Annotated in this window: 16 protein-coding genes and 2 pseudogenes; 8 read left to right on the top strand and 10 right to left on the bottom strand. The window is 52.4% G+C overall.

Features of this window, described 5'->3' with window-relative positions; all coding sequences use genetic code 11:
- From CSQ89_RS08145 to CSQ89_RS08160, 5 genes and pseudogenes are all read right to left on the bottom strand, one after another.
- A pseudogene (locus CSQ89_RS08145) lies at positions 1 to 490 on the bottom strand (IS110 family transposase); the annotation flags it as partial.
- A 36-nt stretch (positions 491 to 526) separates the two neighbouring features.
- Entirely contained in the window at positions 527 to 1219 is a 693-nt protein-coding gene (locus CSQ89_RS23490) for a collagenase (protein WP_308418131.1), read from the bottom strand.
- Positions 1208 to 1591: pseudogene (locus tag CSQ89_RS23495) on the bottom strand (M9 family metallopeptidase N-terminal domain-containing protein); the annotation flags it as partial. The gene CSQ89_RS23490 and the pseudogene CSQ89_RS23495, both read right to left, overlap by 12 nt.
- A gap of 15 nt (positions 1592 to 1606) precedes the next feature.
- Positions 1607 to 1939: a hypothetical protein gene (locus CSQ89_RS08155; RefSeq protein WP_099405675.1), complete on the bottom strand. Its 333-nt coding sequence runs from the start codon at positions 1937 to 1939 to the stop codon at positions 1607 to 1609.
- Positions 1940 to 2860: 921 nt separating this feature from the next.
- Positions 2861 to 3529: a GNAT family N-acetyltransferase gene (locus CSQ89_RS08160; protein ID WP_099405676.1), complete on the bottom strand. Its 669-nt coding sequence runs from the start codon at positions 3527 to 3529 to the stop codon at positions 2861 to 2863.
- A gap of 100 nt (positions 3530 to 3629) precedes the next feature.
- Between CSQ89_RS08160 and CSQ89_RS08165 the strand changes: the two genes are divergently transcribed.
- A complete protein-coding gene (locus CSQ89_RS08165) occupies positions 3630 to 4568 on the top strand; it encodes a LysR family transcriptional regulator (protein WP_099405677.1) in 939 nt (312 codons plus the stop codon).
- Positions 4569 to 4689: 121 nt separating this feature from the next.
- On the top strand, positions 4690 to 6330 hold the full coding sequence (locus CSQ89_RS08170) for an electron transfer flavoprotein-ubiquinone oxidoreductase (protein WP_186293385.1): 1641 nt from the start codon (positions 4690 to 4692) through the stop codon (positions 6328 to 6330).
- An 80-nt stretch (positions 6331 to 6410) separates the two neighbouring features.
- On the opposite strand, the gene CSQ89_RS08175 is transcribed toward CSQ89_RS08170, so the two are convergent.
- Together CSQ89_RS08175 and CSQ89_RS08180 are read right to left on the bottom strand one after the other, a co-directional pair.
- The gene (locus CSQ89_RS08175; protein WP_099405679.1) at positions 6411 to 7646 is read right to left on the bottom strand and encodes a hypothetical protein; all 1236 of its coding nucleotides are present in this window, start codon (positions 7644 to 7646) and stop codon (positions 6411 to 6413) included.
- 156 nt (positions 7647 to 7802) lie between these two features.
- A complete protein-coding gene (locus tag CSQ89_RS08180) occupies positions 7803 to 9068 on the bottom strand; it encodes a hypothetical protein (RefSeq protein WP_139023126.1) in 1266 nt (421 codons plus the stop codon).
- Positions 9069 to 9788: 720 nt separating this feature from the next.
- Here CSQ89_RS08180 and CSQ89_RS08185 point away from each other — a divergent pair.
- Positions 9789 to 12068, top strand: a complete 2280-nt coding sequence (locus CSQ89_RS08185; RefSeq protein WP_099405681.1) for an NADP-dependent malic enzyme — start codon at positions 9789 to 9791, stop codon at positions 12066 to 12068.
- A 102-nt stretch (positions 12069 to 12170) separates the two neighbouring features.
- Here the strand turns inward: CSQ89_RS08185 and CSQ89_RS08190 are convergent, their stop codons facing one another.
- Positions 12171 to 12845, bottom strand: coding sequence for a hypothetical protein (locus CSQ89_RS08190; RefSeq protein WP_139023125.1), 675 nt, complete (start codon positions 12843 to 12845; stop codon positions 12171 to 12173).
- 353 nt (positions 12846 to 13198) lie between these two features.
- Complete coding sequence (locus CSQ89_RS08195) at positions 13199 to 15493, bottom strand: glycogen debranching protein (protein WP_099405683.1); 2295 nt, start codon at positions 15491 to 15493, stop codon at positions 13199 to 13201.
- Positions 15494 to 15806: 313 nt separating this feature from the next.
- On the opposite strand from CSQ89_RS08195, the gene CSQ89_RS08200 reads away from it, so the two are divergent.
- Positions 15807 to 16067 (top strand): PhaM family polyhydroxyalkanoate granule multifunctional regulatory protein, encoded by a 261-nt coding sequence (locus tag CSQ89_RS08200; RefSeq protein ID WP_099405684.1) that lies wholly within the window; start codon positions 15807 to 15809, stop codon positions 16065 to 16067.
- 67 nt (positions 16068 to 16134) lie between these two features.
- On the opposite strand, the gene CSQ89_RS08205 is transcribed toward CSQ89_RS08200, so the two are convergent.
- Complete coding sequence (locus CSQ89_RS08205) at positions 16135 to 17352, bottom strand: multidrug effflux MFS transporter (RefSeq protein ID WP_099405685.1); 1218 nt, start codon at positions 17350 to 17352, stop codon at positions 16135 to 16137.
- Positions 17353 to 17836: 484 nt separating this feature from the next.
- Between CSQ89_RS08205 and CSQ89_RS08210 the strand changes: the two genes are divergently transcribed.
- The 4 genes from CSQ89_RS08210 (at position 17837) to earP (ending at position 22877) form a co-directional block, all read left to right on the top strand.
- Positions 17837 to 18862, top strand: a complete 1026-nt coding sequence (locus CSQ89_RS08210) for a porin (RefSeq protein ID WP_099405686.1) — start codon at positions 17837 to 17839, stop codon at positions 18860 to 18862.
- A gap of 433 nt (positions 18863 to 19295) precedes the next feature.
- Positions 19296 to 20324, top strand: a complete 1029-nt coding sequence (locus CSQ89_RS08215) for a porin (RefSeq protein WP_158228942.1) — start codon at positions 19296 to 19298, stop codon at positions 20322 to 20324.
- Between the two features lie 170 nt (positions 20325 to 20494).
- Positions 20495 to 21664: a murein transglycosylase A gene (gene mltA / locus CSQ89_RS08220; RefSeq protein WP_099405688.1), complete on the top strand. Its 1170-nt coding sequence runs from the start codon at positions 20495 to 20497 to the stop codon at positions 21662 to 21664.
- Positions 21665 to 21725: 61 nt separating this feature from the next.
- Entirely contained in the window at positions 21726 to 22877 is a 1152-nt protein-coding gene (gene earP / locus CSQ89_RS08225; protein ID WP_099405689.1) for an elongation factor P maturation arginine rhamnosyltransferase EarP, read from the top strand.
- Positions 22878 to 22945 lie beyond the last annotated feature (68 nt).

Raw genomic sequence — 22945 nt, forward strand, 5'->3', positions numbered from 1 at the left:
AGCCATTGCGGAATGGCAATACGCAGATTAGCCAACTCCTTGGGGGCGACTAATCCATACTCGGCAATGAGCCCTCGAATCTGACAGGCCTTGGCTGTGCGAGCACTGATCAGTTCTGCACGTATGCGGTGCACCGCTTGAATGTCTTGCTGCTCGACGCTTTTGACCGATACAAACCGCATGTTCTTGCGAGATACCGCCTCACAGATGGCCTCGGCATCGTTGGCGTCATTCTGACGTAGGGTTTAACGAACTGTGGTGCCATCAGGCGAACTGTATAGCCCTTAGCTTCCAGGGTTCTTGCCCAATGATGGGCACCGCCACACGCCTCCATGGCGATCACGCGGCCAGGCTCAACCTTTTCGCAAAGTTCTTTGATCCAGGTGTCGCGAGATAATTTGCGCCGCCACACTGGTTTCTCGTCATGATCCACCGCATGAACCTGAAAAACCGACTTTGCAATATCGACGCCAACTCGAATAATCTTCATGGTGGACTCCTCTTTAACGTTGACTGGTGGCTGGAACTACCAGTTTGGCACTTTGATGCCGGTTAGTTGAGGTGGGGTCCATCCCATTGCTTTGGTTTTAAAGAGGATCATCTCTAAGCCGCTATCAAATTTTGGCTTTTCTTTAGTACCACTAGCCATAAAGGCTTTGTCCGGACTCACGCCAAACAAGGAATAAATAAATAATTTCTCTTCTGCCAGCACCAAACGACATGCTTCTTCCAACCGCTCTGCTGAAATCTCTGGCTGAGCTATTATTTTTATGTAGGGCGAGCAAGACTTTTTTGAAGGCATATATTGCTCTACCCAACGCTCTTTTATGTTACACGTGTCATATTCAGTACAATTATTCTTTCTCGTTTTTTTATCCACATCATAACTACTTAACGCCCCAACTGCAGCAACATACACACTACTTCCACGGCTATTGATATCCAGCCCCCTTAAAACCTCCTTTATCTGCGGCCTGATTTTCGATCTCAACTGCTCATGATTTAATCCACCGGCCAAACTTACCACGGCATCCATAAGTACCTCTTCATACTTAGTACTCATCAGCGAGGTATTATTGTCATAGAAATACTTAAATGCAGTAATGTAAGATGTATCCTCCGCAACTTTCTTATTTGCATCAATCACATATTTTGGCTTGTTTTGTATATAGATGTCATCAGGGTCAATCCTAGTGATTTCCTTCCAAGTATTAAACATGGAACGGATGGCCGCAAGCGACTCGTCATCTTTAAAAAAATCACCTCTTATTTCTGATAACTTGGTCTTTAATATTGGTAAATAATTCGAATAGTCTGCGGAGTGGTATATTATGTCATAGACCAATTTAAGCTTGTGTTGATTGTCATACTCAGGCATTCTACTGGCCCGATTGTTTAATAGCAATTCAAGCCCTTGTTTAATTCTCTGCTTTACTGCATAGCCATATTGATATTTGTCATCACTATCAAATCGGTATTTATAGGTCGCATCAATATATCCTAGAATAGCAACAAGTTCCTCCGTCTTATATGTATCTTCATAGTTATTCGTTAATCGCACTAACTCCTCGGCAACAGCGCTCACTTTTGTCTCTTCAAATAATGACTACCCATAACCATTAGGGTACCAAAAATCCTGATAACAGCTAAAGGATTTTATTTCCTTTATTAAGCTATCACCGCTTAATGCCGCTATTCCTTCCAAACTACATCCCTTACCAACAGAGTCTGCTGCGATATTCCTTTTTTGGACTCTCTTCTGTTGTTTAGCTTTTTCTAAACTCCGCTCATAACTCTCATAGTCCTGTGATTTTTTCACAGATGAAACTAATGAATTATTCTTATTAGGAATGCCAACATCGGCTTGTGCTGAAAAAAATAAAGCACCCATCACTAGAAATAGAGGAGTCAATTGGTACTGCTTGACTATGGTAGTCATTACGTCACCTTAGCTAAAGTTAGTTAACCTCACTTATTATTAGCAACGCTTCTAAAATACAATCTAAGCATGCTTTAAGGAGGCATCTCTAAAACACCTACGCTTCACTGCAATACATCACAAACCACGCAAAATACCTCACCACCATTCAAACCTATTTGGAGTTGAAATTTTCTGGGTAAATCTTGTTTCGTTTGGAATCTTTTTAATAAGCAGCTTCTAGGGCTCTCCTCCCAAACTTTCGGCTAGGGACGGACAAGTTGAAAACAAGGGAGAAAGCGGTGCTAGCATTCCGAGTGCGTTTTGAACGCAGTACGGCTTTCAGTTAATAAACTTAATGTCATAATATGACAAACAGATAATTTTCTAAAAAAAACATAAATAAGGGAGGGTGTAAAGATGAGACAGCACTGATTTCGCAAGTCACACAGACTGGCTTTGTTGACTGTTTCGTACCCAGCATGGTCAGGGATTGACCTCGCAGATTGAGCACGTTTGGCAGACCCATATGCAGGTCTAAAGTACGGTCAAAGTCTGGGAACACTAAAATATGATGAGATGAAGGTGGCACGTTGCGCCGTCAAGGTGGGTGCGGCATCATCCGTGGCGAAGGGGGTGCCTATCTCCATCAGTAATACGGCTATGCCTTACCCACTTGATCCGATGAATCGGGTATCCAAGTAAGACCCGTCCAAACAAGCTCTAGTCTCGGACTCTATCTATATTACGACTTGGCAAGGCTGGCTGCCCGTGGCCCGCGCAATCGACGACCAATGCTGCCACAGAGTACAGTACCCCACCATGTGTTACAGCAAGCATCTCGACGAGACCGGGACAAACTACTCGCTAATCAGGGGGGTACGCCGGCCCAGCTTAAACCCAATAACCCCCTAAATCTGGGGTGGTGCAGAAGGGGCCAGTTCAGCTGTCAAAACAAGCCATCTGTATCACCCGCTGTTTGCTGCGGGTAGCGGTGTGCCGGCCAACACGGCTTACCGGTGTGGAAAGACCGCTATTCAACCTCCCCTGCGGCTTACCTGGCACGAGTTGTTGCGCTTCCGGGTGGATGCAACACACTAGGCTGGCTGGCAACCAGGGAAGATCACTCAGGCTATCAACTTCCTGTAGCCCCAACTTGGCGAGCACCTTGCGTGAGGGCGTGTTCTCTGGCCGGACCAAGGCATATACCGCCGACTCTTCCAACTGCCCGAAGGCCAAGTCCAACGCTGCCCGCCCGAGTTCCGAGGCAATGCCCTGCCCCCAGGTAGCAGTACGCAGGCGAAACCCTAGGTTAAGCCGCTCTACACCCCCATAAGGACGCCAGGAAAGCCCTCCAAATCCCAGTACAGTTTCAGGCTCGCCCCGCTTGCATACCACCCACATGCCAAAACCATGCTGCGCCCAATGCAATTGCCAACGCCACAGCATGTGGCCAGCAGCGTCACGGCTCGTCAGCGGGCCCGCAGGGTTATAGCGATGGGTAGCTGGGTCGCCATAGATCTCAAATACTGCGGCAAGATCAGCCGCCGTCGGTGCACGCAGATAAAGACGGTCGGTCTCGCGTTCGGCAAGATGTACTGGATAAGCCATGGCACTTCCACACGTGGTTACTAAAGGACCCACACATTGTCTAGGCTCCTAAGACATTCAGGAATACGATGATGGCTTATAGTTTTTATAAGTAATCATTATGTCTCTATCGACTGGCGACCTTGAGCTGCTGTGCGAAGTGGCCGAGCGTGGCAGCTTCAGCCAAGCCGCGGCGGCGCGTGGTTGGTCGCAGCCCCAGGTAAGCCAGCGCATCGCCCAGTTGGAAGCCTCGCTCGGTGCGTCGCTCTTTCAACGCCATCGGCGTGGCGCTGTCGCCACACCTGCATGCCTTATCTATCTGGAGTCGGTGAAACGCGCATTGGCCGAGCTAGACAACGGCCGGCGACATATCCTGGGCTCACCGGCCCTGCCTGAGGCACGTGTGGGTTGCCCGCCTTCACTTGCCTCGCTGGTATTCAGCCCGCTGATTGCTGCATTGGCCGAGGCTCCGCTTGAATTGTTTTGCCATACCGATCACTCGCCAGAACTGATGGAACGGGTACTCAGCGGCCGGCTAAAAGTCGCTTTTGTATTGAACCGCCCCACGATCAATGGCATCCAACTTGAGGTGTTGGCCGAATCTCCTATCCAGGCGTTGGTTGCGGCTACACACCCCTTGGCGCAGACCACCACCACGACACTGGCGGCATTGGCCGCAGAACGCATTTCTCCACAATGGTGGGGCCCAGATGTAGAAGCGCTGGTAAGGCTATTGCGCCAATATCGGCGGGCACCCCTGCCTATTCATACCAACCAGCCCGCAACTACTGCTCGCGAACTGGCTCTGCGGCACGGTTTTGTCGTCTTTGCACCCGCCATTGCAATGCTCGACGATCTGTTGGAAGGCCGACTTGTACCCCTACCCGTACAAGACCTGCCGGACTGGCGCTGGCAAGTCATGATGGCGTACCGTGCCGGCAAACGACCTGATCCAAGCCGCGAGCAGGTATTGGCCGCTGCGCGAGCAATGGGGCAAGACTGGCGACATACCCTGGAAGAATTGGCCCAGGCCGATCGCCTTTATAGAGGCCGAAAATAAAGCAAGCGCTTGATTTTTTGACGCCATCTTGCCCCTCCCGCATCATTAGGCGATTTTTCTTCCCGAGGCGCACCCGCGCCAAACAACAATAGCGAGGAACAACCCCGTGGAACGCGAATTCATGGAATACGACGTGGTGATCGTCGGAGCCGGCCCCGCAGGCCTCTCCGCTGCGATTCGCCTCAAGCAAATGGCAGCCCAAAAGGGTAGCGAAATTAGTGTCTGCGTATTGGAAAAGGGTTCGGAAGTCGGCGCCCATATCTTGTCGGGCGCAGTCATCGACCCCATCGCCATGAACGAGCTGTTCCCAGATTGGAAAGAACGTGGCGCACCCTTGAATGTGCCAGTCACCGAAGACAAATTTCTGATTCTGGAAGCGGACGATAGCCACCGTATTCCCAATTTTCTGCTACCGCCATTGATGAACAATCACGGCAACTACATTGTCAGCCTCGGAAATGTCTGCCGTTGGCTGGCAACCCAAGCTGAAGCGCTGGGTGTGGAAATCTACCCGGGCTTTGCCGCCGCTGAAGTGCTTTATCACGATGATGGGTCGGTAAGAGGAGTGGCAACAGGCGACATGGGCGTCGCCAAGGATGGCAGCCACAAACCCGAATACGCGCGCGGTATGGAGCTGCATGCCAAGTACACCCTGATTGGCGAAGGGGTACGTGGTTCACTCGCCAAGGAAATCCAAGCCAGGTTCAATCTACGTGAGGGCGTAGACCCGCAGAAATTCGGTATCGGCATCAAAGAGCTGTGGAAAGTTGACCCGAAGCAGCATCAGCCTGGTCTTGTGATGCACTCGCAAGGCTGGCCTCTTGATGCCAATACGGGTGGCGGTTCGTTCCTGTATCACCTTGACGATAATCAGGTAGTCGTCGGCTTCGTGGTGCATCTGAACTACGAAAATCCGTATCTGAGCCCCTACGACGAATTCCAGCGCTTTAAGACCCACACGGCCATTCGCGACACTTTCGAGAACGGCAAACGTATTGCCTATGGTGCCCGCGCCATCAACGAAGGGGGCCAGCAATCCATTCCGAAGCTTGTCTTTCCTGGTGGTGCACTCATCGGTTGCTCGGCAGGCTTTGTGAACGTACCGCGCATCAAGGGCACCCACAATGCAATGAAAAGCGGCATGTTGGCCGCCGATGCCGCTTTCGAAGCAATAGCTGCCGGCCGCGCTGGCCATGATGAACTGACAAGCTATGCAACAGCCTTGCGCAAGTCATGGGTATGGGAAGACCTGGACAAGGTGCGCAATATCAAACCGGCGTTATCCAAGTTCGGCCTATGGGCGGGCACGGTCTATGGCGGTTTTGATATGTGGTGCCATTCGCTGGGTATCCGCCTACCTTGGACCTTCCACCACAGCAAGGCCGACCATGAATGCCTGAAACCTGCTGACGAGTGCAATCCGATTAACTACCCAAAGCCAGATGGCAAGATCAGCTTTGACAAGCTCAGTTCGGTATTCATCTCCAACACCAACCACGAAGAAGACCAACCTAGTCATCTGACACTGCGTAATATCAGCGTACCAGTGAAATTAAACTGGGCGGTGTACTCTGGCCCCGAGCAACGCTTCTGCCCCGCCGGTGTGTACGAATTCGTGAGCGTAGAAGAAAACCAACCCCGCTTGCAGATCAACGCGCAGAACTGTGTGCATTGCAAGACCTGTGACATCAAAGACCCAAGCCAGAATATCAACTGGGTGGTACCCGAAGGTGGGGGTGGGCCGAACTATCCGAATATGTAGGCATTCACATTACAGAATGCCATCAAACAAAAAGCCCCAATTGCTGGGGCCTTTTGTTTGCTTGCAACTACCTGCACATTTCAATATGCGTAAGCATTGCTGCCCAGTGCACCCACTGCGACATACCCACCGCTACTGGTATTCGCCAAGGCTTTCACATCGCTGCTATTGCCGGTGGATTTCAACGTCCAGGCGCCATTGCCGTTACCGTACAGGATCGTGCCACTATCACCACCAATCATCACCCGGCTGCCGACAGCGACGGTATTCAAGTTAGCTGGCGTAGTGATTGCATCAGCAGTCCAGGTAATCAGGTCTGCCGATCGCAAAATGGTACCGCCATTCCCCACCACCACATAGGTGTTCGCCCCATTCAGCGTAACCTGGGCAATATCGTTCAGCACGGTCCGAACAGTACTGTTTTGCACAGTCCAAGTGATAGCATCCGGACTGGTCAGGATAAACCCGCCATTTCCCAAGGCAACAAACTGATTGTTAAGAAATGCGACCTTATTGAGGTTGACCGTGGCACCAGAATTTTGCTGGGTCCAGACTATCGTTTTATCAGTACCTGCCACGCCCGACAGAAGCATCCCATTCGTGCCCACGGCAACATAGGTCGTCCCGCTGTAAGCCACGCTGTTGAGCCGGTTTGGTACGCCTGTTACCGTGGCTTTCCAGGTAGGCGTGCCAGCAACCAAGTCTGTGCTGATCAGCGCAGTACCCTCGTCGCCCACAGCAACGAGACGAGCACCGTCATACAGCAGCCCCCTCACGTCCTTTGAATTACCCGAATCCCAAGTACCCCAAGTACCGGCATTAGCTGATGTATAAAGTACACCACCATCCCCCGCCGCGACCATGGTCCCGTTGCCATTAACCAATGCATTGAGATTCCGCGTACCGGCAGGTTTGCCAGCAAACCAGCTATCACCCGCCGGACGTGGCACGATGGCTTGCGAAACCGCGGCTTCGCCGTAAGGTCCTCCCGTACTTGCGTTAATAGTAAATGAGTAGGTCTGTCCGTTGGTCAATCCAGAAATCACGTCGCCTGAATGTGCATTGTAAACAATCTTCGCTTCAGGAAATGTCGTGTAATTCGCAGGGGTAATCTGACCAGCACGTGCGCTATAGACGCGGTAGGAAACTTTGGAATCTTCACTCCATGTTACTGTAGCGCGGCCATCTCCAGCGGTAACCAGAAAAGTATTCTGGGTCGTTTTGGTTGCATCCTCACTACCGCATGCTGTCAACACAAGGAATGGGAGAACCAAAAGCGGCTTTAGCCACACTTTGGACAAGGTATTAACTAACATAAAATAGTCCTTTAAATAAGCTTGAACAGCACAACCGACAGGGCATTCAGACGCACCGCATCATATTCATTCTTGCTGAACAGAAGCTGACTAGCGGCCCTATTGGAAGCAAATAGACCCTGAAAATTCAGGGTCTGTCTCACATCATTTGATTGATCAATAAGCATGAGCATTACTGCCACTGGGGCCGACACCAATATAGCCACCATTGCTGCTTACCAGCGCCGTTACATCAGGATCCAGGCCAGTAGTCTTGGCCGTCCATGTAGTGCTTCCCGTACCATACAGAATGGTCCCTTTCACCCCTGCAATCACTGTTCGACTACCTACGGTCACTGCAATCGCGTTTAAGTCCAGCGCCGTACCCGAGGCTTCGCTAGTCCAAAGTATCAGGTTGGTTGATCGCAAAATAGTTCCCGCACCGCCTACAGCAAGGTAGTTTGGCTTCTTATCAACAAGTACCATGGCAATATCACGCAACGGCACATTGGTGGTGCTGACCTGCTTGGTCCAAGTAATACCGTCAGGGCTGGTCAAAATAGTGCCTGCATCACCCAAGGCCACGAATTGGCTATTTAGGTACACAACCTTGTTAAGATTATCCATGACACCCGATGTGCGCAGCGTCCAGGTAATCGTCGCCGATGCCGGCGTCGTGGTCGCATCGGTAGCACCCACACCGGACACAATGACACCACCAGCACCTACGGCTACGTAGGTTGAGGCGCCGTAAGCGACGCTATTGAGCTGTGCCGGCGTATTCGTCGTCGTCACTTTCCAAGTGGGCGTATCCGTCAGGAAATTGCTGCTTATCCGCGCTAATCCCCCTTCACCCACCGCGATCAACTGAACCGTGTCATAGACGAGCCCACGTAAATTATTGGTAAAGCCTGTACCTGCATCAAGCTTTTTCCAAATATCACCTTTCGTGGCCGAGTAGAGCGCCCCACCATCTCCTGCCGTCACCAATGTGCCATTGACACTGATCAATGCATTCAGATTCGTCGTACCCGCCGGGGCGCCGGCGGCCCAGCTATCGCCCGAGGGACGAGGTGTTGCCGCCACCGACTCTGCCGCAGGCCCCGATGGGCTGCCCGACTTGGTCGTATTGATCGTGAAAGCGTAGATCTTGTCGTTGGTCAAACCCGAAATGACCACCCCAGGACGAGCAGGCCATGTCAGGCGACTATCAGGGTAGTCCTTGTAATTATCCGGGGTAATCTTGTCGTTTTGTGCGCTGAATACCCAATAGACCAAACTTGGGTCTTCCTCCCAAGTAAGCGTGACGCGGCCATCCCCGGGGGTCACTTTCAAATTCTGTGGCACACCTGATGGCGCTTTTTCAGTAACACAAGCGGCCAGCACAATAATGGGGAGAAGCAAGACCAGCCTTAGCCAAGTCTTTAGTAAGGTTTGAAGCACCGAGAATATCCTTTTCCGAAACAAACCAGCCATTATCAACTGGCGGGTGATTGAAGCACACTTTTCCTAGAAAACGGCTGACCTTAGAACCTGTGTAAAGTCTGCTACGCGTCAACAATATGGCGTTGAAAACGCCCTCGGAATGCGCATTTACCCATTGTAAGCGCCGCTTCCTCGGCTGTTTTCGCCTTACTCTTGCCCTAGCGCGCAAGACTTTTAGACAGGTTCATACACAAGCAGGAATCGCAAGTCTCCACGCCGGGTAAACCCTTGTGCAAGCAATTTTCACCGCACAGACTGTCTACCCCGCCACTCAATTCATATAGACAACACCTGTAGGAACCATTGGCACTATTGCTTTGGCAATGCATGCCACAAAGGCACAAAGCCGTTTTTTGGCAAGCCTCACTGACAAATACACATCAACTTGGTTGCATTTGCCTGCACTGCTTTGCCACACCCCATCTCTCCTTCACGGAATCAGAAACATACAGCCACCCCATGGCCAGCTAAGCATTGAGGTAAATACTCCAATGCCGTAATAACTGCGGTAAACCGAGGCAGACCAAAGATTTTCCATTAAATTCATTCATTTGTAATGCATACCTCCAGGTACGGACCGCTAGCGCCCCGGTCCGTCGGGATTTCCCACTCGGACGAGGCGGCAGAGCAAGCCTATAATCGCGAGCTACCCTACCCAGATGATGTATGGAGTGTGAGATGGATGAAGAACTACGAAAAAGCGCGCTCGATTACCACCAGTTTCCGCGTCCCGGCAAGATTCAAGTTGCCCCGACCAAGCCGCTGTCCAGCCAGCGGGACCTTGCCCTAGCCTATTCACCGGGCGTTGCCGCTGCCTGCGACGCCATTGTTGAAGACCCACTCAACGCCTTCAAATACACCGCCCGCGGCAATCTGGTGGCGGTCATATCAAATGGCACTGCTGTGCTAGGCCTGGGCAATATCGGCCCCTTGGCCGGCAAGCCGGTCATGGAAGGTAAAGGGGTGCTGTTCAAGAAGTTTGCTGGCATCGATGTGTTCGATATCGAAGTCGACGAAAACGACCCCGACAAACTGGTCGATATCATCTGCGCGCTGGAACCCACCTTTGGTGGCATCAACCTTGAGGATATCAAGGCCCCAGAGTGCTTCTACGTCGAGCAGAAGTGCCGCGAGCGGATGAAGATTCCCGTCTTCCATGATGACCAGCACGGCACCGCCATCATCACAGCCTCGGCAGTGCTCAATGGCCTGCGCATCGTCGACAAGGACATTGCTAAGGTTCGCCTCGTCGTATCCGGAGCAGGCGCTGCCGCGATTGCCTGCTTGAACCTATTGGTACAACTGGGTATGAACCCCGCCAATATTATCGCCTGCGACTCGAAAGGCGTGGTACACAAGGCCCGCGAAGACTGGGACAAACTGGACGAATCCAAAAAACGTTACGCCCAGGACACCCCGCACCGTACATTGAAAGACGCCATGATTGGCGCGGATATCTTCCTAGGCTTGTCCGGCCCCCGTCTGGTCAGCCAGGACATGGTGCGCAGCATGGCGTCGCACCCATTGATTCTGGCGTTAGCCAACCCGGAGCCAGAAATTCTGCCGCCGCTGGCAAAGGAAGCACGGCCCGATGCCATCATCTGTACCGGCCGCTCGGACTATCCAAACCAAGTCAACAACGTCCTGTGCTTCCCCTTCATCTTCCGCGGCGCGCTCGATGTTGGCGCATCGACCATCAACGATGAGATGAAGCTGGCCTGCGTGCGCGCGATCGCCGACCTGGCCATGGCCGAGCAATCGGACGTGGTGGCCGACGCCTACAGCGGTGAGTCTCTGAAGTTTGGTCCTGACTACATCATTCCCAAGCCTTTCGACCCACGCCTGATCGTCAAAATCGCACCCGCAGTGGCGAAGGCTGCCATGGATTCCGGTGTCGCCACTCGCCCCATCGCAGATATGGCGTCCTACCACGAATCGCTCATGCAATTCGTCTACAAGTCCAATCTGTTCATGAAGCCAGTGTTCAGCGCGGCCAAGAAAGCCAAGGCCCGCGTAGTCTATGCCGAAGGCGAAGACGAACGCGTACTGCATGCAATCCAGGAGATTGTCGACCTGGGCTTGGCCAAACCTATTCTGATCGGTCGCCCAAGTGTCATCGACATGCGCATCGAAAAACTGGGGCTGCGCATTCGACCAGGGGTGGATTTCGAGCTGGTCAACAACGAGAACGACCCACGTTACCGCGAATATTGGACCGAGTATTACCAATTGCGCATGCGTCACGGTGTCAGCCAGGAATACGCCAAACGCGAAGTACGGCGTAAGACCACACTGATCGGTGCATTGATGATGCGCCGCGGTGAAGCCGAAGCCATGATCTGCGGCACCTATGGCCATTACCAGGATCACCTCGATTTCGTCTGCCAAACCATCGGCAAGCAAGCAGGTACGCATACATTTGGGGCTATGAACGCGCTGATTCTGCCCAAGGGCAACGTGTTCATTACCGATACCTATGTGAACCAGAACCCGACGGCCGAACAGCTTGCCGAGGTTACCCTGATGGCAGCCCAAAGCGTGCGCAACTTTGGCATCGTGCCAAAAGTGGCGCTGCTCTCGCATTCCAACTTTGGATCAGTCTATTCGCCCACTGCGCTCAAGATGCGCGAAACCTTGTCTATCCTGCGTGCGCAAGCGCCGGACCTGGAAGTGGATGGCGAAATGCATGGCGATGCTGCTTTGTCCGGCACCATCCGGAAAATGATCATGCCGGACTCGACCCTCAAGGGCGACGCCAATCTGCTGGTCATGCCAACGCTGGATGCCGCCAATATCGCGTTCAACCTGCTCAAGGCCAGTGCAGCCGACGGTGTCACGATCGGCCCCATGCTGCTTGGGGCAGCAAAGCCAGTACATATCCTTACGCCCACCGCCTCGGTACGCCGTATTGTCAACATGACCGCCTTGGCGGCAGTGGAAGCAGGCCAGCGAAGCTAATTGCCTGCCTCCTACCGCGCCCCAAACAAAACACCCCGCATTATGCGGGGTGTTTTGTTATTCACCCTCTCATTATCAATTAATTGAAACTTGCTTGAATTGTCACTGCTTAATCAAAGTAACACCACACTTCTGTAAATTACCAAAATCATATCCAGACATTTGAATTGAATTACCTGCTTGTACAGCACTGACTATTTCACTGTTATTCATACAGCCAAACCATGTAGAACTATTGTAGGTACCTATTTTCCCCCAGGAAAAATTTTCATAGCCTGGGATTTTATCAATACCTGCATTTCGCAAATCGAGCTCAAACGGATGGCCCGCGATTACGCCGCTCACCCAAGTGGCTGACATTTGCCCACCGCCACTATAACAAGATAGCGCTGTTTGCATACGGCCTGCATTAAGAATAGCTACACTTGCACTACAGGAATAACTTCCACCTGCATCTTTATAATTGCCTGGCACAAACCCATTGCCAAAAAAGGTGGGGGAAGCTGTTGCCACAATAGTGGAACTGGTCGTATTAATCATGCCACTATCAGTAACGCTAAGCGTAACCGCCACATCATAATAACCAACCTTACCGCTCACATCTTTGGTTGGAACACGATAAATATGAACTTGATTATCTGCACCAATAATATTTGACTTTTCCAAGTAAGCTGCTGGCGCAGCAAAAGCAACAATTGGAGTCAAGACTGCGGCAATAATAGACACAATGTTTTTTTCTAACATGGCAATACCTCCTGGATTCATTTTAATAAGCATATTTATTTACCAATCCACCAATCAGAACCTGAAGGAAAGCAACGCTTTCTCATTCAAGATAAAAAGCCGTTCTTCTATGCAGAAAGTACTCATTCATACTTCGTACTATCTACATTGCATTGCTATATTGGCGGCTGGCAGTCTCAGGGTAGGTTATGAATGCTGATTATGTGTCGTGTTAATCATGTTTATATTACCAGCACAGCAAACCCTTCTTATTACTTAGAACCTGTTCAAGATTTGTCACCGTCAGCGGGGTACAATGAAAAAACCAACTGTGCTTTTGTACGCGAAGCTTTCGCGCAGCCCATGAGCCCGAGTCACGGCTGCGCAGCAAAACCACAAACCAGCTACTACTTGGCGATCAACACCACCACACCTCGGCCACATACAGTATAAGGAGTGGATTCGGCCCCAATAAGGTCCTCCATGCCCGGATTGCGTACCTGATCATTTCCCTCAGCCCAAGCACAGCTATCCGCCACCCGGTACCAGTTCCGTCCCGTACCAGGCCAAGGCAGGCTAAAGGGGACGCTATCACGCCAACCGTTGTAAGCCACATAAAGGGCAGCAGCACTGTCCCCCAACTCAGTGCCATCAATCCGCCAAGCAATAGCATGGTTATTGGCATTGTCGAAATAGGCAGCGTCCGCCACACCACCATCAGAACGAAACCAACGCAGCTGTTCCATCCCATTCCCGTTCAAATCCACCGCTGAATAAAAATTGGCTGGGCGAAGCGCAGGGTGCGCCTTACGAAACGCAATCATGCGTTGGGTGAAGGTACGAAACTGGGTTTGATCGGTAGTCCATTGCCAATTCAGCCAGTTGGCTCTGGAATCAAGGTTATAAGGGTTGTTGTTGCAATTCAGGGTGCGCAGGTATTCATCCCCCGCTACCAGCATGGGCGTGCCACCCGAGAGCAGCAACAACGCCAATGCATTACGTGCTGCCTTACGTTGGTCTGCAGCAATACCATCCTGGTTCCAACTGAAGTTGAAGTCTTCACCCCCATCCGATGGTCCATACGGCCAGGACTGCAGGTTGTTTTTGCTGTTACAGCTATATAAGTCCTTGAGGGTAAAGCCATCGTGGGCGGTAATGAAGTTGATCGAATGCCACGGTTTACGGCCATCGTCCTGATACAAGTCGCTCGAACCGGTGAACCGCATCGCTAACTGCCCTGGGGTGATGGCTTCACCTCCCATAACATTCTGGTCTTTGCGCAAGGTGTCGCGATACATGCCATTCCACTCTGCCCAAGCACTGGGAAAGCCACCTACCTGATAGCTATTTCCGCCAATCGCCCAGGGTTCAGCAATCAAGTCCATACCACTGCCACCATTACCCGGACGCGGTGGTAACTCGTTGGTAATACGATTGATTGCATTAGAGGCGTCTTGCTTATCGAAATTGAAGCAACCGTGCTCACAACTGTTACCCAATATGGGTGCCAAGTCGAAGCGGTAGCCATCTACTCCCATAGCATCCCGCCAATACACCAAGGAATCGATAATCAGGTTCTGCGCCACCAGGTTACGTGTATTGTAGTTGCCGCCTACACCGGTGTTATCGACATTGTGCTGCTTGTCTGAGCTTAGGGAGTAATAGGTCGGGTTATCCAGGCCGCGCCAGCTATAGAGGTTGTAGGTATTTTTGTCATCCAAATGCCACGCACCGCCTTCGCCGGTATGGTTGTAAACCACATCGATCAGTACTTTGATACCCGCATCATGAAACACCTTCACCATGTCCTTGAACTCTCGTGTCGGCCCACCTGCTGATTTGTCACTGGCATAGCGGCGATCGGGCGCGAAATAGTTCAGGGTCATGTACCCCCAGTAGTTGTCGCCTAAGGTGGTGGTTGGGTTCAGTTCGTGATTGTCATTCTGGGTCTCCTGCACCGGTAGGAATTCAATCGCGGTGATACCCAAGCCAGCCAACGCAGCCGCCTTCATACCTGCACCCTTGTAGGTGCCACGATACGCAGCCGGGATGCTGTCATCGTTCATCGTCAGGCCACGCACATGTGCCTCGTAGATCACATCATCCTTGAGCGCCCGGATCGGCTTCATACCGGTACTACGTGTATCAGGGCGTAACACGATGCTTTTTGGCGCTTCACTACCATTATCTGTGTGCCTATACAACGGGCCACTGGCATAGATGGCCCCTTCTGCCAACTCCTTCGGCGCCGGGTCGTGACTCAGCTCCAGCGCATAAGGGTCACTCAAAAGCTTATTCGGATTGAAGCGATTTCCCGCTGCATCCACATCACTGATAAAACCAATATTGGAACCCTTGGTCCACCCGTTAGCATAGGGCCAGTTAGGCCCCCATGCACGGTAGCCGTAATACACAGTACCGGTAAGACCATATTGTCTTGCTAAGGTGCCGACAGGCAGTGACAAACTCCAAACATTTCCTGGCCTGATATTCATAGGAATGCGCGCCACCTCCTGAACGCCCTTTGGGCTTCGGTAGAGATACACCTCAACCCGGGTGGCACGTGAAGAAAATACCTTGAAGTTCAATTTGGTCTGCGTTGCATCGAAGCGGGCACCCAGTTGATCGGGATTGGCGGCTGCATAGGTGTGCGGCGGGCTGATGGCCAGACAGGCCGAAAGCACCAGATGGCGAAAATGCATTGTGTTGTCTCCATTTTGTGTGTTCGAAACAGGTGAGTTCATGCCCACCAGCTTTACGCGGCCACAACTATCTACAATGCTTACCGCGTAGATCAAGAGACAGCTATGCAATTTACTATTCCAGGTACGGTTACGCCCAAACCATCAAAGACCTGCTCAATGGCTTTCAATCAACACCCTCCAGAAAGCCAACAGGCTCAAACAGGAGTGAACAAAAAACACAACAAGAACAATGAAGCGCTGACGATACAACACCAGAAGAGCGCGGAACGCCTGGGGCCCTGCCATAATGGGCCATCTTCGAGGAGGGCCTATGAGCGACCCGAGCAACACCAACCCATTTGCGTTCTTCCAGCAATTCTTCAAACCAATGGAAGGCATGCAACCATTCATGCCCCCCCTGACCGAAGAAGAATGTGCCCGCAAAATTGCCGAATTGCGCACAGTCGAGCAATGGCTGGGCATGCAGGTAAGTATGTTGCAAATGAGCATACGCGCCCTGGAATTACAACAAGCCAGTTTGGCTGCGCTTAAGCCGAGAGATAAACCAGCCTCAGACAATCCAAGTCGGTAACAGCGTAATGCATCAGGCCGCCATAGCGGCCAGAATTGAAAAAGCTGTAACACAACAAGTGTGTTGCCTATAACGCCAACTCAGCACTCACGCCAGCTTTACGGGCCTTATGCCAGGACAGCAAGCCAAGCAATGTTGCGCCTACCGCCCCCAATGCCAATGTCCAAGGACGTTGCGCCAACACGGGGGAAAGGACGCCAGCCACCAATGCACTGGTCATCAACTGCACAAACGACTGCAAAGAAGAAGCCGTACCGCGCTCATTTGGGTAAAGATCAAGCACCAATAGGGTCAGTGTCGGAAACGCCAAGGTGATGCCCACACCGCTGATCATGATGGGAATCAAAGCCCAGTACCAGTCCATACGCGGCGCCAGCAGGCAATAGGCTACGTTCACGATACCGGCCAACAGCATCACAAGATAAGCCAGCTGAATATTCGATGCAGGACTGTGCCGCCCAGCCCGCCAGCCCGAAAGATACGAGCCGGTCATCATGCCTGTAATAACAGGGACAAAGAAGTAACCAAATTCTGTCGCACCCAACCGCAGATGCGTCAGCACAAACATCGGTGCGGACGATATGTAGATGAACAAGGCTGAAAAATTAAGCGCACCGGAACAACACAGCCAGGTAAAACGGCGATCCCGCAACATATCGATATAGCGGCCAAACAACGGCAGCGGATCAAGCGGTAGGCGCGCCTCAACAGGATGGGTCTCGGACAACCAACGCCAGGAGCTGCCAAACAGGATCACCGCAAACAACGCCAAGAACCAGAATGTTGATTCCCAGCCAAAACGCGAGCCAATCAAGCCGCCAATCATAGGGGCAATTGCAGGGGCCACCCCAAACACCATGGAAATACGAGACATCACCCGCTGCGCCTCAGCACCGTGGAAACGATCTCGCACGATGGCGCGCCCGACGATGATGCCCGAGCCCGCAGAAGCACCTTGTAGCGCACGGTAAACCAACAACTCCCCCAACGAGCTGGAAAACGCACAGCCTACAGAGGCCAGGGTAAACACCCCCACGCCCCCCAACACCACGCTTCGCCGACCCAGCGCATCGGACAAGGGCCCATGCAATAACGACATGAGGGCATAGGCGAACAAATACACGCTGATGGTTTGCTGAATCTCTATCGCACCGATACCAAAGGCTTGTTCCATCTGTGGAAAAACCGGAAAGAAAGTATCGATAGAAAACGGGCCAAACATGGATAAACCGGCAAGCAGCAAGACAAAGCCAGTTCGGGAGGATTCGGTGCGGCTGGACGACATTAGCAATTCGATGAACTAGCGATGAGGATTATCGGATGGTAGTCCTCAACCAACCGAATGACCCGAGACAGTTACGACGGTTAACTGCGGACAAACTTCCCTAAGAGTCTGTCTAAAGTCTGCTGTGCGTCGGCAATATGGCGTTGAAAACACCCTCGGAATGCTCATTTACCACTTGTAAACTCCGCTTCCTCGGCTGTTTCCGCCTTATCTTGCCCTAGCTCGCGAGACTTTAGACAGGCTCTAAGAACCTGTCCAATTTACATACATAATCAATTGGTTAATTAATTCAGGATGGTAATGGGATCAATAACGTGGCTTAAAAACGGGGTTTTGCTACGCCAGTGTTGCCAGTAGGCAACATGTAAGCATTTGTAAACAGATTGTCATGCCGTATACGTATAAACCGCGCTGTTGCCGACCATAATTGGACGGGTCATGAACTGATGTAGCGACAACAATAAACCTACGGAGCCAATCCAAGATGCAAAAGCAATTGATCGCCCTCGCCGTATTCGGTGCACTTACCGCGCCAGCCTTTGCGGAAGACAGCAGTGTCAACCTGTATGGTCGCCTCGACATGGGTATAGAGTCCAATGATGACGCCACCACCAATCGCCTGGTTGTACAAAACTTCGCATCACGCATTGGCTTCAAGGGAGAGGAAGACCTCAATAATGGCTTGAAAGCGGTTTGGCAGATTGAAACCGTCATTTCACCGGACGAGGCCACAGCCACTGCCTTTGCAACCCGTAACAGCTACGTCGGCTTGAAGGGTGGCTTTGGTACCGTATTGATGGGAAATTACGATTCCCCATTCAAGTCGCTGGATAGAAACGTCAGCTTGTTGTGGAACCAAGGCGATGCCATGGAACAATTTATCCATGGCAAAGCCTCTGCTGCAGGATTGGGTATGAACGCCCACGTTCGCCAGAAAAATGTCATCCAATACCACAGCCCAAACATGAGCGGTTTCTTGGTCAGGGCGTCTTACGCGCCGGATGAAGCCAAAGTCAAAGGCGGCACCAACAAGCAGGAATACTCATTTTCCGGCGAGTACGATGCGGGTATGTGGAACGTCGGCGCTGCCTACTACGCCAAGGAAGATGCCGTTGCCCTGGGCAAAGATTTCAATGCCATCAAGCTCATTGCCGGCATGAAGATGGGAGATATCACCTTTGGTGGCGCATATAGCAAGATCGACAATGATGCAGGTAAAAAAACCGACGTCTTCATGCTTGCCGGTGCTTACAAGATGGGGGCAACCACGCTGAAAGCATCGGTTGCCACAGCGAAGGAAACTGCCAGCAACGCCAAGGATGGTGTGGACTTCCTCGCCCTCGAAGTGGATTACGCCATGAGCAAGCGTAGCACCCTGTACGGCTACTTGGCACAGATCAAGAACGAAGACTTAGGCATCGCCAAGTTTGAAACCGGCGACAACAAATTCCCACCAGCCGCAGGCAAAGACCCGCGTGTATTTGGTGTTGCAATTCGCCACCTTTTCTAAAAATCCACGCCTGATTTGACATAGTAATCGTTGGCGAAATGAAGCACAGTGCAAAAATTAGGTGTTTTTGGGCTCATCCTGGCAGGATGAAGAAAGAGCCATGATCAACCCCATAACGCTGGGCAGCGATCAAGGCTTTAGGTGCCCATAATGCTGTGTTTCATTTTGTCCATCGGTAAGAAACTACCGCTGTAGTCCTAGGTTACAGGCGACATCTCTATCTCTGCGCTGCCAATACAAAAGACGGGTGCTCAAAGCATCCGTCTTTTGTATTGGTGCTTTCCATTTCTGTTGTAAAAAGCACGAAACATATCCAATCAATCCCGAATATAAGGGTTTTCCAGATTGCACGAATAGGGGCTCACGCGCCAGACTGCGCCCGCCTGGGTCCCGGACGGGCTCACTGAATGAAATCAATATGGAGAATCAAACCATGCGTACTACCCTGATTGCTGTAGCCGTTCTGGGCGCACTTTCTGCACCGTCTTTCGCAGACGACAACAATATTACGTTGTACGGCCAAGTGAATGTCGCTGGCCTGTACAAAAATGATGGCGCCACCAAACAGTTCAAAGTAGACAGCGCTTACACCGGTTCGCGTATTGGCATCAAAGGCCAAGAAAGCCTTGGTAACGGCTTGAAGGCTTTCTTCCAAGTCGAAACCAAGATTCGTCCTGACGACGCTACTGAAGGCAGCTTCGGCTCCCGTGAAGGCTGGGTTGGCCTGCAAAGCGAATTCGGTAAGGTCTCGCTGGGTCGTGGCAAGACGCCTTACACCAACATCGCTGACTGGTTCGACAACTATGTCGACTTGGCTAATGGCTTGGCTGTGCAAGAAAACAAGCAAGCTAATGGCGGTAACGTTCTAGACTCTCGTTGGAACAACGCCGTACGCTTTGACTCTCAGGATATCAACGGCTTCACCATGTCGGCTATGGTCGGTGCTGGCGAAAACAAAGACAACGCCAAGGGTGTCAAGGCTTCGAACAATGCCGCGTTGTCCGGCCGTTATGTCCTTGGCCCAATGCAACTGGGTGCCGCCTACGCCTCACAGAAGAACAAAGACAGTGGTACCGTTACAACTGGTAGCCAAATTGGCAACCACAGCGCCTTCTTGTTGGCAGGCAGCTATGCAATCGATGAGTTCACCGTGGCCCTGGGCTTCCAGGCAGGTAAGGTGGATTCGTCTGTTCCCGGCCAGGACACCAAGCGCAATAGCTTCCTGATGGCTGCTTCCTACCAACTGGGTGCTACCAATCTGCGCGCTGGCGCCATCATCAATGACAAGCTGAAGAAAGATGGCGTCAAGGTTGCTGACAGCGACTTCGTACGTTACAGCCTGGGTGCCAAGCACAACCTGAGCAAGCGTACTGCACTGGTTGCTGAAGTTTCGGGCGATAAGAACAAGGGCGCCACCAAGAACCTGACCTACGTCGGCGTTGGTGCCATGCACGCATTCTGATCTTAATCAGACTTGCCGCACGACTAAAACGGGCATGCATCGCATGCCCGTTTTTCTTTTTACAACCCAATGCCGCGGGTAACACCGTTGTGCATATCGCAGCGTGCCATTTTTGTTTGCCGCCGCCGATCCGGTAAGCTTGTGGCTTCCACGCTGAAAATGACCCTCCCATGCGCCACTTTCTTACCTTCGCCCTGTTCTTACTATTGTTGGCCGGTTGCGCTACTCCGCCCGGAAAATCAAGTAGCTGCAACTGTAGTGACAATACCAAGCCTGCGCCCCTTACCGCACGTTACAACGCCACCAGCTGGTCTGCCCTCCCCAACTGGCCGGGCGATAATCTGCGCGATAGCTGGCCTGCTTGGTTGAAATCATGCAACAAGCTTGCCAACAAGGCTGGCTGGAAAGAGGTCTGCTCTGAAGCGCGTGCCCTGCCCACCAACGATGACGCCACGATTCGCACCTTTTTCGAATCGCGTTTTCAGCCATACCAAATCACAACCAGCGAGGGGGCAGAAAGTGGCCTCATCACCGGCTACTACGAGCCACTCCTGAAAGGCAGCAAGGAAGCCTCACCTACACGCGCACCTATCTACGGCGTACCCGACGATTTATTGCTGATCGACCTCGGAGACAACTTCCCTGCAATGAAAGGTCAGCGCTTACGCGGCCGTCTGAATGGCCGCAAAGTCGTACCTTATTGGAGCCGTGCCGATATCGAGGCCGGTAAAGCGCCTACCGCAGGGCTCGCCCTGGTGTGGGCCGATAACCCGATTGAGGCCTTCTTTCTGCAAATCCAGGGCTCGGGTCGGGTTCAATTGGAAGATGGCAGTCTGATGCGCGTGGGATATGCCGACCAAAATGGCCATCCCTATAAATCCATCGGCAAATGGTTGATAGACCAAGGCCAACTTAAGCCAGGCGAGGCATCGATGCAGGGCATACAAGCTTGGGCCCGGGCTAATCCCGCCCGACTTAAAACATTGCTGGACAGCAATCCGAGCTATGTCTTTTTCCGCCAGCTTCCCAATGCGGAGGGCGGTCCGATTGGTGCGCTGAATGTCCCTCTCACCGATGGCGCAAGCGCCGCGGTGGACCCCAAATTCGTTCCTTTAGGCAGTCCTATCTATCTGGCTACCAGTTGGCCCAATGAAGAAAAACCGCTTAACCGACTGATGCATGCCCAAGACACCGGTGGGGCCATCCGTGGGCCGATCCGCGCAGACTTTTTCTGGGGCTATGGCAACGAGGCGGGCCAATTCGCAGGCCGCATGAAGCAGCAAGGTAAAATCTGGCTGCTCTGGCCCAAGGGCGCGCCATTACCAAACACACAAAGTTAAAAAAGATGCGGTTTATGACTGCTGAACCCGGTCTCCACCCAGTCCACTGAAAACGCTATCCATGCGACTATCCTGGGACATCTTCTGTACCGTCATCGACAACTTTGGTGACATTGGAGTTTGCTGGCGCTTAGCCCGCCAGCTGGCCCAGGAGCGCGGCGAGCCGGTGCGGCTTTGGGTAGACGATCTGGCTGCGCTGGGAATGTTGCAGACGCAACTGGATATAAACGCCGCAACACAAATGCGGGATGGCGTGGAAATTCGGCATTGGACCACTCCCTTTCCAACCGTCCAGCCATACCAAGTCGTTATTGAAGCCTTTGCCTGCAATCCACCCAACGAACTTCTCACCGCCATGGTGGCGACCAACCCCAAGCCGGTCTGGATCAATCTCGACTATCTATCTGCCGAAACCTGGGTGGAAGGTTGCCACGCACTAGGATCGCGCCACCCCCGCCTACCGCTGACCCATCACTTCTTCTTTCCGGGCTTTACTGCGGCAACGGGCGGTCTACTGCGCGAGGCAAACCTGTTGTCCGAACGGGATACGTTTCAAACGCAGGGCACAGTACGTACCAGTTGGCTCGCCAAGCTAGGTTTGAGTGCCGCAGAGCAAACGCGGCCGCTAGTCTCATTGTTCTGCTACGACAACCCCGCGCTGCCCGGTTTATTGCATCATTGGGCCAGTGGAGCGCCCCTCTGCCTGCTCGTCACCCACGGCAAAGCCAGCCGACAGGTAGAAGCCTGGCTGGGCGAGCCCTTCCTGCCGGGCAACCGGCTGCAGCGTAGCCAGCTTACCCTCTTTGCCCTCCCCTTCCTGAGCCAACCTGACTACGACAGATTGCTTTGGGCATGCGATTTCAACTTCATCCGTGGTGAAGACTCTTTCGTACGCGCGCAATGGGCGGCACGGCCCATGGCTTGGCACATCTACCCACAGGAAGAGGAGGCCCACCTGCCTAAGCTCGATGCTTTTCTGGTGCGGTACCTTGAAAGCCTGCCTGATGCACAACGTAGTACGCTCACTGCCTTCTGGCATAGCTGGAACCAGTACGACACCATAGACACCGTAGCGCATTGGCAGGTGCTTTGGTCTCAACGCGACGAGCTGGCAACGCATAGCCAACGCTGGTGCAAGGCTCTGGCCCAGCAAGCCAGCCTGATGCAACAATTGGCTGATTTCGCCACCGCCAAATTCGATCCATCGGGTTGAGGGGGGCAGAAAGAATTACGTCACTTGGCACTCGTTCAAAGCCTCGCAAACAAACGCGAAGCACGGAA

It is taken from the genome of Chitinimonas sp. BJB300 (genome assembly GCF_002735695.1).
Taxonomy (GTDB): Bacteria; Pseudomonadota; Gammaproteobacteria; order Burkholderiales; family Chitinimonadaceae; genus Chitinimonas.

Bases quoted from the DNA above. Each gene is read 5' to 3' on its own strand.
- CSQ89_RS23490 (WP_308418131.1), bottom strand. From the start codon at position 1,219: ATGTTTAATACTTGGAAGGAAATCACTAGGATTGACCCTGATGACATC.
- CSQ89_RS08155 (WP_099405675.1), bottom strand. From the start codon at position 1,939: ATGACTACCATAGTCAAGCAGTACCAATTGACTCCTCTATTTCTAGTG.
- CSQ89_RS08160 (WP_099405676.1), bottom strand. From the start codon at position 3,529: ATGGCTTATCCAGTACATCTTGCCGAACGCGAGACCGACCGTCTTTAT.
- CSQ89_RS08165 (WP_099405677.1), top strand. From the start codon at position 3,630: ATGTCTCTATCGACTGGCGACCTTGAGCTGCTGTGCGAAGTGGCCGAG.
- CSQ89_RS08170 (WP_186293385.1), top strand. From the start codon at position 4,690: ATGGAATACGACGTGGTGATCGTCGGAGCCGGCCCCGCAGGCCTCTCC.
- CSQ89_RS08175 (WP_099405679.1), bottom strand. From the start codon at position 7,646: ATGTTAGTTAATACCTTGTCCAAAGTGTGGCTAAAGCCGCTTTTGGTT.
- CSQ89_RS08185 (WP_099405681.1), top strand. From the start codon at position 9,789: ATGGATGAAGAACTACGAAAAAGCGCGCTCGATTACCACCAGTTTCCG.
- CSQ89_RS08190 (WP_139023125.1), bottom strand. From the start codon at position 12,845: ATGCTTATTAAAATGAATCCAGGAGGTATTGCCATGTTAGAAAAAAAC.
- CSQ89_RS08195 (WP_099405683.1), bottom strand. From the start codon at position 15,493: ATGCATTTTCGCCATCTGGTGCTTTCGGCCTGTCTGGCCATCAGCCCG.
- CSQ89_RS08200 (WP_099405684.1), top strand. From the start codon at position 15,807: ATGAGCGACCCGAGCAACACCAACCCATTTGCGTTCTTCCAGCAATTC.
- CSQ89_RS08205 (WP_099405685.1), bottom strand. From the start codon at position 17,352: ATGTCGTCCAGCCGCACCGAATCCTCCCGAACTGGCTTTGTCTTGCTG.
- CSQ89_RS08210 (WP_099405686.1), top strand. From the start codon at position 17,837: ATGCAAAAGCAATTGATCGCCCTCGCCGTATTCGGTGCACTTACCGCG.
- CSQ89_RS08215 (WP_158228942.1), top strand. From the start codon at position 19,296: ATGCGTACTACCCTGATTGCTGTAGCCGTTCTGGGCGCACTTTCTGCA.
- mltA (WP_099405688.1), top strand. From the start codon at position 20,495: ATGCGCCACTTTCTTACCTTCGCCCTGTTCTTACTATTGTTGGCCGGT.
- earP (WP_099405689.1), top strand. From the start codon at position 21,726: ATGCGACTATCCTGGGACATCTTCTGTACCGTCATCGACAACTTTGGT.